At 59.4% G+C, this 13,045-nt stretch carries 14 protein-coding genes; 2 read left to right on the top strand and 12 right to left on the bottom strand.

Annotated features, from left to right (window positions below; genetic code table 11):
- Positions 1 to 11 precede the first annotated feature (11 nt).
- From ACIPIN_RS05205 to ACIPIN_RS05195, 3 genes are read right to left on the bottom strand one after another with little or no spacing between them, the layout of a single operon-like run.
- Positions 12 to 875 (bottom strand): alpha/beta hydrolase, encoded by an 864-nt coding sequence (locus ACIPIN_RS05205; RefSeq protein WP_401116198.1) that lies wholly within the window; start codon positions 873 to 875, stop codon positions 12 to 14.
- On the bottom strand, positions 872 to 2,266 hold the full coding sequence (locus ACIPIN_RS05200) for an aspartate aminotransferase family protein (RefSeq protein WP_401116195.1): 1,395 nt from the start codon (positions 2,264 to 2,266) through the stop codon (positions 872 to 874). Before ACIPIN_RS05200 ends, ACIPIN_RS05205 begins: the two co-directional genes overlap by 4 nt.
- Positions 2,259 to 2,969 carry an MtnX-like HAD-IB family phosphatase gene (locus tag ACIPIN_RS05195; RefSeq protein WP_401116192.1) on the bottom strand — a complete coding sequence of 237 codons (711 nt, stop codon included), beginning with the start codon at positions 2,967 to 2,969 and terminating at the stop codon, positions 2,259 to 2,261. Before ACIPIN_RS05195 ends, ACIPIN_RS05200 begins: the two co-directional genes overlap by 8 nt.
- 228 nt (positions 2,970 to 3,197) lie before the next feature.
- Between ACIPIN_RS05195 and ACIPIN_RS05190 the strand changes: the two genes are divergently transcribed.
- Together ACIPIN_RS05190 and ACIPIN_RS05185 are read left to right on the top strand one after the other, a co-directional pair.
- Positions 3,198 to 3,968, top strand: a complete 771-nt coding sequence (locus ACIPIN_RS05190; RefSeq protein ID WP_401116189.1) for a MipA/OmpV family protein — start codon at positions 3,198 to 3,200, stop codon at positions 3,966 to 3,968.
- A gap of 176 nt (positions 3,969 to 4,144) precedes the next feature.
- A complete protein-coding gene (locus ACIPIN_RS05185; RefSeq protein WP_401116187.1) occupies positions 4,145 to 5,017 on the top strand; it encodes a fatty acid desaturase family protein in 873 nt (290 codons plus the stop codon).
- A 47-nt stretch (positions 5,018 to 5,064) separates the two neighbouring features.
- On the opposite strand, the gene ACIPIN_RS05180 is transcribed toward ACIPIN_RS05185, so the two are convergent.
- From ACIPIN_RS05180 to ACIPIN_RS05140, 9 genes are all read right to left on the bottom strand, one after another.
- The gene (locus ACIPIN_RS05180) at positions 5,065 to 5,448 is read right to left on the bottom strand and encodes a transporter (RefSeq protein WP_401116184.1); all 384 of its coding nucleotides are present in this window, start codon (positions 5,446 to 5,448) and stop codon (positions 5,065 to 5,067) included.
- Positions 5,449 to 5,479: 31 nt separating this feature from the next.
- The gene (locus ACIPIN_RS05175; RefSeq protein ID WP_401116182.1) at positions 5,480 to 5,854 is read right to left on the bottom strand and encodes a transporter; all 375 of its coding nucleotides are present in this window, start codon (positions 5,852 to 5,854) and stop codon (positions 5,480 to 5,482) included.
- A complete protein-coding gene (locus tag ACIPIN_RS05170; RefSeq protein WP_401116179.1) occupies positions 5,851 to 6,771 on the bottom strand; it encodes an arginase in 921 nt (306 codons plus the stop codon). The genes ACIPIN_RS05175 and ACIPIN_RS05170 overlap by 4 nt, the downstream gene beginning before the upstream one ends.
- Before the next feature lie 170 nt (positions 6,772 to 6,941).
- Positions 6,942 to 7,271, bottom strand: a complete 330-nt coding sequence (locus tag ACIPIN_RS05165; RefSeq protein WP_401116308.1) for a GlpM family protein — start codon at positions 7,269 to 7,271, stop codon at positions 6,942 to 6,944.
- 28 nt (positions 7,272 to 7,299) lie between these two features.
- Complete coding sequence (locus ACIPIN_RS05160) at positions 7,300 to 8,628, bottom strand: sigma-54-dependent transcriptional regulator (RefSeq protein WP_401116176.1); 1,329 nt, start codon at positions 8,626 to 8,628, stop codon at positions 7,300 to 7,302.
- The gene (locus tag ACIPIN_RS05155; protein ID WP_401116173.1) at positions 8,625 to 10,526 is read right to left on the bottom strand and encodes an ATP-binding protein; all 1,902 of its coding nucleotides are present in this window, start codon (positions 10,524 to 10,526) and stop codon (positions 8,625 to 8,627) included. The genes ACIPIN_RS05160 and ACIPIN_RS05155 overlap by 4 nt, the downstream gene beginning before the upstream one ends.
- A gap of 163 nt (positions 10,527 to 10,689) precedes the next feature.
- Positions 10,690 to 11,424 (bottom strand): amino acid ABC transporter ATP-binding protein, encoded by a 735-nt coding sequence (locus ACIPIN_RS05150; RefSeq protein ID WP_401116171.1) that lies wholly within the window; start codon positions 11,422 to 11,424, stop codon positions 10,690 to 10,692.
- Positions 11,421 to 12,092 (bottom strand): amino acid ABC transporter permease, encoded by a 672-nt coding sequence (locus ACIPIN_RS05145; protein ID WP_401116168.1) that lies wholly within the window; start codon positions 12,090 to 12,092, stop codon positions 11,421 to 11,423. Before ACIPIN_RS05145 ends, ACIPIN_RS05150 begins: the two co-directional genes overlap by 4 nt.
- A complete protein-coding gene (locus ACIPIN_RS05140) occupies positions 12,092 to 12,838 on the bottom strand; it encodes an amino acid ABC transporter permease (RefSeq protein WP_401116165.1) in 747 nt (248 codons plus the stop codon). The genes ACIPIN_RS05145 and ACIPIN_RS05140 overlap by 1 nt, the downstream gene beginning before the upstream one ends.
- Positions 12,839 to 13,045: the final 207 nt, after the last annotated feature.

Raw genomic sequence — 13,045 nt, 5'->3', positions numbered from 1 at the left:
AAATCCTTAAGCTACGCCAGTTGTCGATACTCTTCGCGTTCGCCCGGCTTCATGGAAAGCTGTTGGACAAAGTCCGCGCTCAGATCCACAACGCGGCGGTACTCCAGGTCGACCGTGATCATGTGATAGCAGTTGTCCAGCAGGACCTTGGTGACCGGGCCGCCGAGATTGCGCTCGACGTAATCGGCGTTCCAGCGGCTGGTAATGTCATCCTCGATGGAGTGCAGCACCAGGGCCGGTGTTTTGATCGATGGCATGCGTTTCTTGACCACCGCATTCATCCGGTGCAATTCGCGCACGGTAACGCCTTCCATGGTCAACAGCCCGGCATTGCTGCTTTCGCCGTCCTTCATCTGGCGTTCGACGATCGCCCGCAGACGCTCGTTCTTGATGCCGTAGGGCGGCTTCTCTTCGAAGCTGCAGATGCGCACGCCGAATGGAATCTTCATCAACAAGGGGGTCAGGAACGCCAGCTTGTGGATGCTCCAGCCGTCGTAGCGAAGAGTGGTTGAATACATCAGCAGGCCGGCGACCTGCCCCGGATGCTCGGAGGCGACGTACATGGACATGACCGCGCCCATGGACAGACCGCCGACGAACACCTGCTCGTGCCGCTGGCGTATGCCAACGAACGTCTTGCGTACACCTTCGTACCAGTCCTGCCAGCCAGTGGCTTGCAGGTCGGCGTTGTCACCGCAGTGCCCGGCCAGGGTTGGCACGTACACTGTGCAACCCGATTTGGCCAAGCCGATGGCAACCCGACGCAACTCCGTCGGGGTGCCGGTCAGGCCGTGGATCAACAACACCGCGACCTCGCCACTGCCGAGAACGAAACCGGTGCTACCTTCGCCCAGATCGATCTCTGCTTGATTCATCGTTTCATGGCTCGCGCAAGCAAGCGGTCGAGCAGGGCGATGCCCAGATCGATTTCCGCGTAGCTGATTTCCAGCGACGGAGCCAGGGTGATGACGTTCTTGTAGTAGCCGCCCACATCGAGAATCAGGCCCAGACGCTTGCCGTCGATTTCGATGTCGCCCTTCATGCCTTCTTCAACCATGAAGTCCAGGGTGGCCTTGTCCGGAGTGAAACCATCCGGGCCGCAGATTTCGCAGCGCAGTGCCAGGCCCAGACCGTCGACGTCGCCGATGATCGGGTAACGTTTCTGCAGGTCCTGCAGACCGTCCAGGAAGTATTTGCCCTTGGCCATGACCATCGAACCGTAGTCGACTTCGTGGGTCATCTTGAACATTTCCAGACCGACAGCCGTACCCAGCGGGTTGGAGGCGAAGGTGGAGTGAGTCGAACCTGGCGGGAATACCTTCGGGTTGATCAGCTCTTCGCGAGCCCAGATACCGCCCAGTGGGTTGAGGCCGTTGGTCAGCGCCTTACCGAAGACGATCACGTCCGGTTTGACGTCGAAGTGTTCGATCGACCACAGCTTGCCGGTACGCCAGAAGCCCATCTGGATTTCGTCGACGACCATCAGGATGCCGTGCTGATCCAGCACTTGCTTGAGTTCGCTGTAGAAGTTCATCGGCGGAATCACGTAGCCGCCGGTGCCCTGGATTGGCTCGACGTAGAAGGCTGCGTATTCGCTCTGGCCGACTTTCGGGTCCCAGACGCCGTTGTATTCGGTTTCGAACAGACGGGCGAACTGCTGCACGCAATGGCTGCCGTATTCTTCCTTGGTCATGCCTTTCGGGCCACGGAAGTGGTACGGGAACGGGATGAAGTTGGCGCGTTCACCGAAGTGACCGTAGCGGCGACGGTAGCGGTAGCTCGAGGTGATCGCCGAGGCGCCGAGGGTACGGCCGTGGTAGCCGCCTTCGAAGGCGAACATCAGGCTCTTGCCGTTGGTGGCGTTACGCACGACTTTCAACGAGTCTTCGATCGACTGCGAACCGCCGACGTTGAAGTGCACGCGACCGTCGAGGCCGAACTTGTTCTTGGCGTCGACCGCGATCATTTCCGACAGCTCGATCTTGCCTTTGTGCAGGTACTGGCTGGCGATTTGCGGCAGGGTGTCGATCTGTTGTTTCAGGGCGTTGTTCAGGCGCGGGTTGGCGTAACCGAAGTTGACCGCCGAGTACCACATTTGCAGGTCGAGGTAAGCCTGGTCTTCGGTGTCCCACACGTAGGAACCTTCGCAACGGCTGAAAATTCGCGGAGGATCGATGTAGTGAACGGTGTCGCCGTAGGAGCAGTACTTGGCTTCTTTATCCAGAAGAACCTGGTCTTCTGCGGTAGCAATTCGGATATCAGACATGGTGGAAGAGTTCCTGTGTTTCAGAAGAGTGTTCAAGCGCGAAGGAGGTGGCGTTGGCCGCGCTGCCGGCAGGCAATTTGGCCAGCAAGGCCGGAAGTTCGGCGAAGCTGTCGAAGCGGGCGTAGGCGATGCCATTGCGCTCGCAGTGTTCGGCCAGGCGATCCTTGGCGAATACGAAGTCAGCGGTGGACGCTACGCACATGTCGGATTGACCGTCACCGATCACCAGCACACGTTTGCTGCTTGGGGTGGATTTGCATTTGCAGTTGCCGGACGCAGCACGGCAGGCGTCGCTCGAGTACGGGAAGTCGATCCGCCAGCTGTTGTGGTCGACTTGACGCAGGCGGTTAGCGAGAATCGGCAGCAGGCTGACGTAGTTACGCGCCAGAATCCGCGCGATGCCTTGCTCGATGCCGTCACTGACGACTTCGATGGAGGCGCCCAGACCGACCACGTGGTCGACAAAATCCGGGAAGTCGGCATCGATTTCGACACTGTCGAAGAACCCGAGCAGTTCGTTGGGGGTTGCCTTGACCAGCGATAGCTGGCGGCTGAGGCATTCACGCGAACCGATAGCACCGCTCAGCCACTCGTCCTCGATCGCTTCCCAGCTCGGGTCGGCGAAACGCTGGAGAATGCTGTCGATCACGTCGGTCCGGGTGATGGTCCCGTCGAAATCACACACGATATGCCAATCAATCATCTGCATTACCTATTGGGGCAGGGGCGCGCTGATGCGCTTGCAACGGGGTAGAGCAGGGAGTGTGCCAAGTTGTTTCAAGCCCTGTTGGCTGGGGCTCTGAGGTATGCTGTGCGGGAAATGTGTCCACCGAGCTACAAATTTTGTAGGTCGCTACAAACAACATGAGTGCTTGCGCAGGAAAATCGGCCCGGGAGTTGATGCGCGCATGCACTGATAAGGAATCGCTCTATGCTCAGGATTACCTCTGCTGTATTTGCTGTCCTGGTATGCCTTGGCGGCTTTTGCGCCACCGTTCAGGCGGCCGGAATAACCGGTGAGGCCGGTCTCGGCATGAGCAATCAGCCTTATGACCCCACTGGCAGTCGTTATGAGACCGTGCCGGTGCCTTACTTTGATCTGGACTGGGGCGATGTCAGTCTCAGCACCGACGACGGTTTGACCTGGAGCGCCTTGAAAGCCAACGGCTTCAGCGCCGGGCCGTTTATCAGCTACATTCCGGGACGCAACTCCAATGGCACGCTGCGTGGCCTGCACAATGTGTCGGCCATGGGCGAGGCCGGTGGCTTCGTTCAGTACAGCCCGGCTGATTTCTGGCGAATTTTCGCTTTTGTCGGCCATACCGTGGGTGCTAATCGCGGCCAGGGTGGTGTGCTCGGTCGTGTGGGCGGGGAAGTGGGTTATCCGCTGGGGCTGGGGATCATTGGCAGTAGCGAACTGACCGCGAAATTTGCCGATGGCCAGCAGACTCAGACGTTCTTTGGCGTTTCAAACAAAGATGCCCGGGATTCGGAGTTCAGTCCGTACAAGGCCAGTGGCGGCTTGCAGAATGTAGCGTTGACCCAGAGCTTCGAGTTCCCGTTGGCAGCACAGTGGTCGCTGGTGACCAGTGCCAGCTGGATTCACCTGACCAACTCGGCGGCGGACAGCAGTATCGTCAAGCAAGAAGGCCGCGTGAACCAGGGCGAAGTGCAGGCGGCGATCAGCTACAAATTCAATTGAATCGATGACCGGTAGGAGCTGCCGAAGGCTGCGATCTTTTTCTTTAGACCACTTGAGTCTCAAACAAAAGATCAAAAGATCGCAGCCTGCGGCAGCTCCTACGGGCGGGATTCGCCTTCAATCTGGTCCGTCCTTTGCAGACCCTGCCATGAACTCAATTTCTCAGGAAGTTCTTCATGGCTCGTCCCGCGTATCGTCTCCTCGCCTATTCGCTGTGGGATCTGGTCCCGATTGCGCTGGGTGTGGCTCATCTGGCGTTTGTTCTGTGGTTGGTGCTGGCCTTCCATGACCTGTCGTGGTGGGCCATCGTGCCGCTGGCACTGGTCTATGCCGTCAGCCTGTCGTGGAGCATCAACAGCATTTCCCACAACCAGATCCACAACCCGTACTTCACCATTGCCTGGATGAATCGGGCATTCGACCTGTTGTTGTCGGTCACTATCGGTTTCTCGCAAACCCTGTACCGCGACATCCACAATCGTCACCACCGTGGTAATTCAGACCTGCCGGATGCGCACGGAAAAACCGTCGATCCGCTGTCGATCTACCTGCGTGGCAAGAATGGGCAACCCGAAAACCCTTGGTCGTACACCTTTCTCAGCTTTTTCCGCGATGATCCCAAGCCGTTCTACGAAGAAATGCAGCGCAAGCGGCCCAGCGATGCGCGTTGGGTCAAGGTCGAGATTTATGTGACGGTGGCCGCTTATGTAGCGCTGGCGTTCTATGACTGGCATGCAGTGGTGCTGTTGCTGCCGTTCTGGTATCTCGGCCAGGCGCTGTCTTCGCTCAATGGCTATTACGAGCATCTGGGCGGCAATCCGGACTTGCCGATCGCCTGGGGCGTGAGCAGCTACAGCGTGCTTTACAATCTGATCTGGATGAACAACGGCTATCACGCCGAGCATCATTATCGGCCGAAAATGCACTGGACCCAGGTCAAGGCATTCCACCGCGAGATCGCCGAGCAGCAACGCACGGCGGGGGTGAAGGTGATTCCGGTGTCACACGGTCTCGGTTTCTTGGTGACCCACCACACCCCGAAACGCTGATCCCTCGTAGGAGCTGCCGCAGGCTGCGATCTTTGCCCTGCCAGTTCCTACGCCTCTTCGCCTTCAGCCAGCAACGCTATCCCGCCCATGATCACCGCCACGCCCAGCCAGTGCAGCAGGCTGATCTGTTCGCCGAGGCCGAGCCACGAGCCGAGCAGTACGCCGACAAATACCAGCGAACTCAGCGGAAACGCCAGCGACAGGCTGCTGCGTCGCAATATCAGCATCCAGACGAAGAACGCCCCGATGTAGCAGGCGATGGCCGTCAGCACCCCGAGATTACCGGCCACGGCCGCCAGCCATTGGAGGTTGAAGTCCATCTGCCCCAGTTGGTCACCGCCGACTTTGGTGGCGATCTGACCGCCACTTTCAAAACCGATCAGCAGCATCCAAAGCACAACAGTGCCCAGACGTCCGTGCAGCCAACCCATAGCGCTGTTCCTTTCGATCATCGATTGAATTTCAGACATGGGCGACACACACGAGCATCACGCCCGCCGTAATCACCAGGGTGCCGAGCCAGCGCCTGCGGCTGACGGTTTCACCCAGCACCACTTTACCGGCCAGCACCACGCCGCAATACGCCAGCGCCGCGGATGGAAACAACAGGCTCAGCGGCGCGCGGGACAGGGCTTCGAGCCAGACAAAGAACTCGATCACGTAGGCGCCGATGCCGCACCAGAGCAACGGTGCATTGAACACCTGGCCCCAGAACGCATTAAGTCGGAAGTCGCCTTCGAGCTCCGGTAAGCGGTCCAGGCCCAGCTTGAAACAAAGCTGGCCGATGACGTCGAGGACAATCGAAAACGCCACCAGTAATACTACGGTCAGGGTCACGGGAATAACTCCTCGAACAGGCTGATCAGTGCCTGATTGGTGGCTGCATTACGCAGCAGATCGTCTTTGCTCCAGCGCTCGGGCGGTGGCTGGTCGGACTTGGCTTCCCAGCGTTTGAACGCATTGCTGAAGGCCGGTTGGGCGAACTCGCCGCAGACATCGATGCCCAGGATACGTTTGCTCGCGGCCAATGCGCGCAGGGCTTGCAACAAGTGGGTCAAGCGCATGCCGCCCTGATCCCAGTTGGTCGCGGCATCTTCGCTGGCGAGCACGTCCTTGTCGATGGTGATCCACACGGCTTCGGTCGGTAGGCTTTCGATTAATTGCTGGAGAAACACTGGCCAGTCGAGGTCCGCCAGGTTGCGCCAGTGCAGCATGTTTTCCAGCTGTTGATGCCCGGCACCATCGCCGATCAGGCCCCAGACCTGGGACGGTGGGTGCTGCCAGGGGAAGAGTTGCAAGTCACCACGCTTCAGCGCGCCGAGGTTACCGCCGCGCAGTTGCGGGTTATGCAGGTCGTCGCTGCACGGCCCGAGGGTGACGATGCGTTTGATGTTCGGCATCTTTAGCGCCCGATTGACCCACGAACCGCAATGCCGACGCGGCGCGAAGCGCACCCAGTCGGGATGGTTGTCGAAATGGATCAGGCTGACCGGCTCGGTAATCTCAGCGAGGAAGGCCGGGGTCAGGTGGTGGTAGTCGCCAGAACCAATAAAAAATATTTCCGGCTGTGGGCCCGTATGAGGTGGCCGTTGGCGCAGGCGTTCGGAAAAACGTCGGTAGTTTTTCTCACTGGACCACAAACGCAGTTTGGGTCCCAGATCGAGCAGGTCCAGACGATTCGCGCGACCGCTTTCCAGCAGTCGGGCAATCGGCGCCTGGGCTGTCAGGCTGTGGTCGAGATCCAAGATATTCAAAACGTATTCTTACCCATGGCAGCGCCCCTCCAAAGCCGGCGCGGTCGATTACGAGCGCAGGCCGGGCGGGCTTTAGGGGGTAAATGCAAGGGACGGGCCAGACATTAGAAAGATCGCGTACACCCGTAGGAGCTGCCGCAGGCTGCGATCTTTTGGAGAACCGCACGTTATCAGGCGTGAATACGCACCCAAACACTGACCAACACTGTCGCCGCCATCAGCCACGCGAGCGCCGCCACAGCCAGTGATGCCTCCAACCGCAGCCGATCCACCATCACATACAACGTCGCCAGGTAAACGAAGTACGGAATGATCGACCACATGCCAAACACGATGGTGGTCTTCAGGTCGTCCAGCGAGCGGCCCTTGCCGACGATGTAATGGGCAATCAGCGCGAAGGTCGGAAACAGCGGCACCAACCCTGCGATGTAATAGTTTTTGGTTTTGGCGAGGAAGGCGAGGATCACCACCACCGCGGCGCCCAGTGCAGCTTTCAACAGTAGATCCACGGATGTTCTCGATGCAGGGTTAGTGGCTCAAGCCGTATTTTTTGACCTTATCGAACAGCGTGGTCTTGGCCATGCCCAGCTCCAGGCTGGCCTGGGTCAGGTTGCCGCCGCTGCGCTGCAAGGCGTCATTGAGCAGGTTGCGCTCGAAGGCTTCCACCGCTTCGGAGAATGCCAGGCCTTGGGCGGCGCCACCGCTGCCGGATTTCTTGAAGGCCGGCAAACCGAGGGCAAAACGCTCGGCGACGTTGCGCAGTTCGCGCACGTTGCCGGGCCAGTCGTGGCTCATCAGGTTCGACAGGGTCTGGTTATCCAGCTCAGGCAGCGTACGGTCAAAGCGCAGGGACGATTGCTGCAGGAAATGTTCGAACAATTGGAGGATGTCTTCGCGGCGTTCACGAAGCGGTGGAAGTTCCAGGGTCACCACGTTCAAGCGGTAATACAGGTCGCTGCGAAACTGGCCGGCCTTGCTCAAGTCGTCGAGGTCGGACTTGGTCGCCGCGATCACCCGGCAGTCGACCGCAACGCTCTGGTTCGAGCCAAGCCGCTCCAGCGTGCGCTCCTGCAAGACCCGTAGCAGTTTGATTTGCAGCGGCAATGGCATGCTTTCCACTTCATCGAGGAATAACGTGCCGCCGTCGGCGTGTTCGATCTTGCCGATCCGCCTTTTTCCGGCACCGGTAAAGGCGTTGGCTTCGTGGCCGAAGATTTCGCTTTCGAAGAGGTTTTCCGGCAGGCCACCGCAGTTCAGTGCGACGAATTGCTGCGACTGACGGCGACTGAAGTCGTGCAGGCAACGCGCGACCAACTCCTTGCCGGTGCCGGTCTCTCCTTCGATCAGCACGTTGGCCGAGGTGTCGGCGACGTTGGCGATCAGCTCGCGCAGGTGCTGCATGGCGGGCGAGCGGCCGATGATTCGCCCCTCAAGGGAATCGCGTTCGGCGAGTTGTCGACGCAACGAGGTTACTTCGCGGGCCAGGCTGCGTTGCTCCAGGGCGCGGCGCGCGACGTCTACCAGACGTTCGGGGGAGAACGGTTTCTCCATGAAGTCGTAGGCGCCTTTTTGCATCGCGCCGACCGCCATCGAGATGTCGCCATGACCGGTGATCAGCACCACCGGCAGGCTGCGGTCACGGGCCTTCAACCGGCTCAGCAGCTCCAGGCCATCAATGCCCGGCAGGCGAATGTCGCTGATGACAATCCCGGCGAAGTTGTCGCCGACCCGCGCCAGTGCCTCTTCAGCGCTGCCAACGCCTTCACAGGGAATATCTTCCAGAGCCAGGGCCTGCTGGCAACCGAGCAGGACATGGGGATCGTCTTCGACGATCAGCACACTAAGGTCGTTGTTCATATTGGCTCGGCGGGAAGGGGGCTTACCAGCGGTAAACTGAGGACGAAAGTGGTACCACCACTGGCCGGGTGTTCGACGCCCAGGTGTCCGCCAGTGGCGGCGGCCAGGCTCGCCGACAGGGTCAGGCCGAGGCCCAGGCCCTGTTCGCCGGGTTTAGTGGTAAAGAAAGGTTCGAACAAGTGCTTGCGGGTTTCGGCGTCGATACCGTGGCCGTTGTCACGTACGCGCAGGCGATATTTGCCGTCGACGATGTCACCTTCCAGCCATAGTTCGGGCAGTGGCTGCGCTTGCATGGCGTCCAGGGCGTTGCCGATCAGGTTGACCAGGATCTGTTCCAGACGAGTCTGGTCGATTTGCACTTGCACGTCGCTGAACTCGCGGTGCAACCGCAAATGAGCGCTTTCAAGGCGGGCGCCAAGCAGCTGCAAGGCGGCGTCTACCGCTTTGCCGAGGCTGGCCTGGCCCTGGTCGTCGCCGCGCCGGGCAAAAGAGCGCAGGCTGGCAGTGATCCGACCCATGCGGTCGATCAGTTCGTTGATGGTTTTCAGGTTGGCACTGGCGATGTCCAGTTGACCGCGCTCAAGAAAGCGCACGGTGTTGCCGGACAAGGTGCGCAACGCGGCCAGCGGCTGGTTCAATTCATGGGCAATGCTGGTGGACATCTGGCCGATGGCCGCGAGTTTTCCGGCCTGTACCAGTTCATCTTGAGCCCGGCGCAGCGTTTCTTCGGCCTGGCGACGTTCGCGGATCTGGCTTTTCAGGCGTTCGTTGCTGGCCCGCAGATCGGTAGTGCGTTCGGCAATCTTGCGTTCAAGCTGGTTGTTGGCTTCTTGCAGCGCTTCACGGGCGGCGAGGCGGGTGGCGATGACTTTGCGTCGTTCGTTCCAGGCGATCAGCAGGAACGCCACCAGCGCGAAGGCCACAGCGACGAGAATGCCCTGATTGATCGCTTCACGACGCAAATCCTGAAGCGGTGTGAGCAGGGTGAAATTCCACGGTGTATCACCGAGCGGCCGGGTCTGTGACAGGTAGCTGATCTCCTGTTCATCGGAGACCAGTTCGGTGTTGGCCGGGAAGGTTATTTTTTCCACGCCTTCGGACAGCCGCTCACGGGCCAGCGGTTCCAGTTCGTTGAGCGGGAACCAGTAATATTGCAGGCTGCGGGCCAGGCGTTCTTTGGTGTCGTCGCTGAGCGGGCGAACCGATTTGAGTCGGCGCGCCGGGTCGCTGGACAGAATGATGATGCCATTCTCGTCGCTGACGAAGGCTTCCAGGCGTGCACGCTGCCAGCGCTCTTCCATGGCTTCGAGGCGGACTTTGACCACTGCGACGCCGATGATTTTGCCTTGCTCTTCCAGGCCATGGGCCAGGTAGTAACCGGGTTCGCCGTTGGTGCTGCCGATGCCGTAGAAACGCCCCGGCTGGCCGCGGACGGCATTCTGGAAATAGGCACGGAAGGACAGGTCTTCACCCAGGTAGCTGTCGACATCACGCCAGTTGCTGGTAGCCAGCACCCGACCGGTGGTGTCCATCACGTAGATTGCCCGACTGCGGCTGCGCCGGTTCAGGCCTTCGAGGTAATCATTGACCGCTTGCCGGTGTTCAGGCGACGGGTCGGCCAGCAGTTCGGAAACACTCGACTCGAGTTCCAGAAGGCTGGGCAGGTAAGTGTATTTGCTGATTTCGCTTTCGACCGCGCGGGCATGCAGTTCCAGCTGACGTTGACCGTTCTCGCTGAGGCTGCGAATACCGTAGTGTTCGCTGACCCAGAAGCCGACGTAACCCAGCCCGACCATCAACAGGATGACCAGCGGTGGCAGAAACAGATGGCGAATCAGACGGGGTTTCACGGCGAGTGATGGCGGCGCGGCGCGATAGAGAGTGGGGTCGCATTTCATCACAGATGCCTTGGGTCAACCACAACACAAATCTCCAGACCACCAATGGCCCTTGTGGGAGCGAGCTTGCTCGCGATAGCGGACTGACAGTCGACATCATCATTGACTGGTAGGCAGTCATCGCGAGCAAGCTCGCTCCCACAGGTAGGGAGCGGTGCTGTTGTTAGTGCTGCAGAATCTTCTCGAGGAAATGCTGCGCACGGTCGGAGCGGGCGTTGATGTCACCGAAGAACTCTTCTTTTTTGCAGTCTTCGATGATCTTGCCCTGGTCCATGAAGATCACCCGGTCCGCCACCTTGCGGGCGAAACCCATTTCGTGGGTCACGCACATCATGGTCATGCCTTCGTGGGCCAGTTGCACCATCACGTCCAGCACTTCGTTGACCATTTCCGGGTCCAGCGCCGAGGTCGGTTCATCGAACAGCATGACGATCGGGTCCATGGCCAGCGCGCGGGCTATAGCCACACGCTGCTGCTGCCCACCGGAGAGCTGGCCCGGGTGCTTGTGGGCGTGAGCCGAGAGGCCGACGCGCTCAAGCAGTTGCAAGCCTTTCTTGGTGGCTTCTTCCTTGCTGCGGCCCAACACCTTGATCTGCGCGATGGTCAGGTTCTCGGTGATGGTCAGGTGCGGGAACAATTCGAAATGCTGGAACACCATGCCGACGCGCGAGCGCAGTTTCGGCAGGTCGGTCTTCGGGTCGGCGATGGACGTGCCATCGACCACCACATCGCCTTTCTGGAACGGTTCCAGGGCGTTGACGCATTTGATCAAGGTGGATTTACCGGAGCCGGACGGCCCGCACACCACAATCACTTCGCCTTTTTTGACCTCGGTGCTGCAATCAGTCAGTACCTGGAAGTCGCCATACCACTTGTTGACGTTCTTGATAGAAATCATACGGCAAACCTTTTTTGCAGATGCTTGACCAGCCGCGAGGCGGCAAAGCTGATTGTGAAGTACACGAGACCTGCGATGATCAGGAACTCATTGGAGCGGCCGATGATGTCGCCACTGGCCCGCGAAGCATTGAGGAAGTCCACCAGGCCGACGGTGTAGACCAGCGAGGTGTCCTGAAACAGGATGATGCTTTGTTGCAGCAACAGCGGTGTCATCTTGCGAAACGCTTGCGGCAGGATGATCAGGCGCATCATCTGGCCGTAGCTCATGCCCAACGCCTGGGCTGCGCCCATCTGACCTTTGGGAATCGACTGCACACCGGCACGGACGATTTCGCAGAAGTACGCGGCTTCGAACATCATGAAGGCCACGATGCACGAGGTGAACGCGCCGATCGGCGTGTCTTCGCCGGTGATCCAGCGCAGCACGAACGGTACCGCCAGGTAGAACCAGGTGATCACCAGCAGCAGCGGGATCGAGCGGAAGTAGTTCACGTATATGCCGGCGATGTTCGACAGCATTTTGCTGTGGGACAAACGCATCAACGCCAGGATAGTGCCCAGGATGATCCCGCCAACGACGCCGAGCACCATCAGTTGCAGGGTCATGACCATGCCGTTCCACATACCGGGGACGGCATGGACGATTCCACTGAAATCGAGGTCCATTATTTACCCCCCACGGAGATCAGGCCAGGCACCGCAACTTTCTTCTCAACCATGCGCATCAGCAGCATCAGGCTCATGTTCAGGGTGAAGTAGATCAGTGTCGCAAGGGTGAAGGCTTCGAACAGGTTGGCGGAGAACTCGGCGGTCTGTTTGGTCTGCGCGAGCAGTTCCATCAGGCCGATCAGCGAGGCTACGGACGAGTTCTTGAAGACGTTGAGAAATTCCGAGGTCAGCGGCGGAATGATGATCCGGTAGGCTTGGGGCAGCAGCACGTTCCAGTAGATTTGCGGCAGCTTGAAGCCCATGGCGCGAGCGGCCGATTCCTGGCCACGCGGCAACGCCTGGATGCCGGTGCGCACTTGTTCGCAGACTCGGGCGGCGGTGAACAGACCCAGGCAAACGACAACGCTCAGGTAAGCCGAGGTGGTCGGGTTAAGATCCTGTTTGTACCACTGTTGCAGGTTTTCGGGCAGCAGATCGGGCACCAGGAAGTACCAGATGAACAGCTGAACCAGCAGCGGCACGTTACGGAACAGTTCCACGTAGCAGGTGGCGATGCCCGATACCACGCGATTCGGCACGGTGCGCATGACACCGAGCACGGAGCCCAGTAGTAACGCGACGATCCAGGCCACGACGGCGATGGCGATAGTCCAGCCCAAACCTGTGATGTACCAGTCGAGATAGGTCTCGCTGCCCACGCCGGTGGACTTGAAGAACACGCCCCAATCCCAGTTGTAATTCATTAGGGTCTCCCCTCAGATCGATCGATGTACAAGTGCCCGCCTGGGAAACTCCGTTCCCTTCTGACTTGGTGGCCTGTGTGGTCAGTTCTGTTAGTCAACTTCGTTGCCGAGCCCATATCCTTCGTTGCTGTTCCTCGCCATAGCGAGCTATGACTCGTCACAGCGCCTTGGATATGAACTTCCGGCATCCGAATTTGAGCTAACGAA

This window comes from Pseudomonas sp. NPDC087697 (genome assembly GCF_044743155.1).
Classification (GTDB): Bacteria; Pseudomonadota; Gammaproteobacteria; order Pseudomonadales; family Pseudomonadaceae; genus Aquipseudomonas.
The sequence above is the reverse complement of the archived record's forward strand: the minus strand, read 5'-3'. Positions and strand labels throughout refer to the sequence as shown.

What these genes read in the sequence shown, in the direction of transcription:
- ACIPIN_RS05205 (WP_401116198.1), bottom strand. Translation starts at nt 875, where the DNA reads ATGAATCAAGCAGAGATCGATCTGGGCGAAGGTAGCACCGGTTTCGTT.
- ACIPIN_RS05200 (WP_401116195.1), bottom strand. Translation starts at nt 2,266, where the DNA reads ATGTCTGATATCCGAATTGCTACCGCAGAAGACCAGGTTCTTCTGGAT.
- ACIPIN_RS05195 (WP_401116192.1), bottom strand. Translation starts at nt 2,969, where the DNA reads ATGATTGATTGGCATATCGTGTGTGATTTCGACGGGACCATCACCCGG.
- ACIPIN_RS05190 (WP_401116189.1), top strand. Translation starts at nt 3,198, where the DNA reads ATGCTCAGGATTACCTCTGCTGTATTTGCTGTCCTGGTATGCCTTGGC.
- ACIPIN_RS05185 (WP_401116187.1), top strand. Translation starts at nt 4,145, where the DNA reads ATGGCTCGTCCCGCGTATCGTCTCCTCGCCTATTCGCTGTGGGATCTG.
- ACIPIN_RS05180 (WP_401116184.1), bottom strand. Translation starts at nt 5,448, where the DNA reads ATGGGTTGGCTGCACGGACGTCTGGGCACTGTTGTGCTTTGGATGCTG.
- ACIPIN_RS05160 (WP_401116176.1), bottom strand. Translation starts at nt 8,628, where the DNA reads ATGAACAACGACCTTAGTGTGCTGATCGTCGAAGACGATCCCCATGTC.
- ACIPIN_RS05155 (WP_401116173.1), bottom strand. Translation starts at nt 10,526, where the DNA reads ATGAAATGCGACCCCACTCTCTATCGCGCCGCGCCGCCATCACTCGCC.
- ACIPIN_RS05150 (WP_401116171.1), bottom strand. Translation starts at nt 11,424, where the DNA reads ATGATTTCTATCAAGAACGTCAACAAGTGGTATGGCGACTTCCAGGTA.
- ACIPIN_RS05145 (WP_401116168.1), bottom strand. Translation starts at nt 12,092, where the DNA reads ATGGACCTCGATTTCAGTGGAATCGTCCATGCCGTCCCCGGTATGTGG.
- ACIPIN_RS05140 (WP_401116165.1), bottom strand. Translation starts at nt 12,838, where the DNA reads ATGAATTACAACTGGGATTGGGGCGTGTTCTTCAAGTCCACCGGCGTG.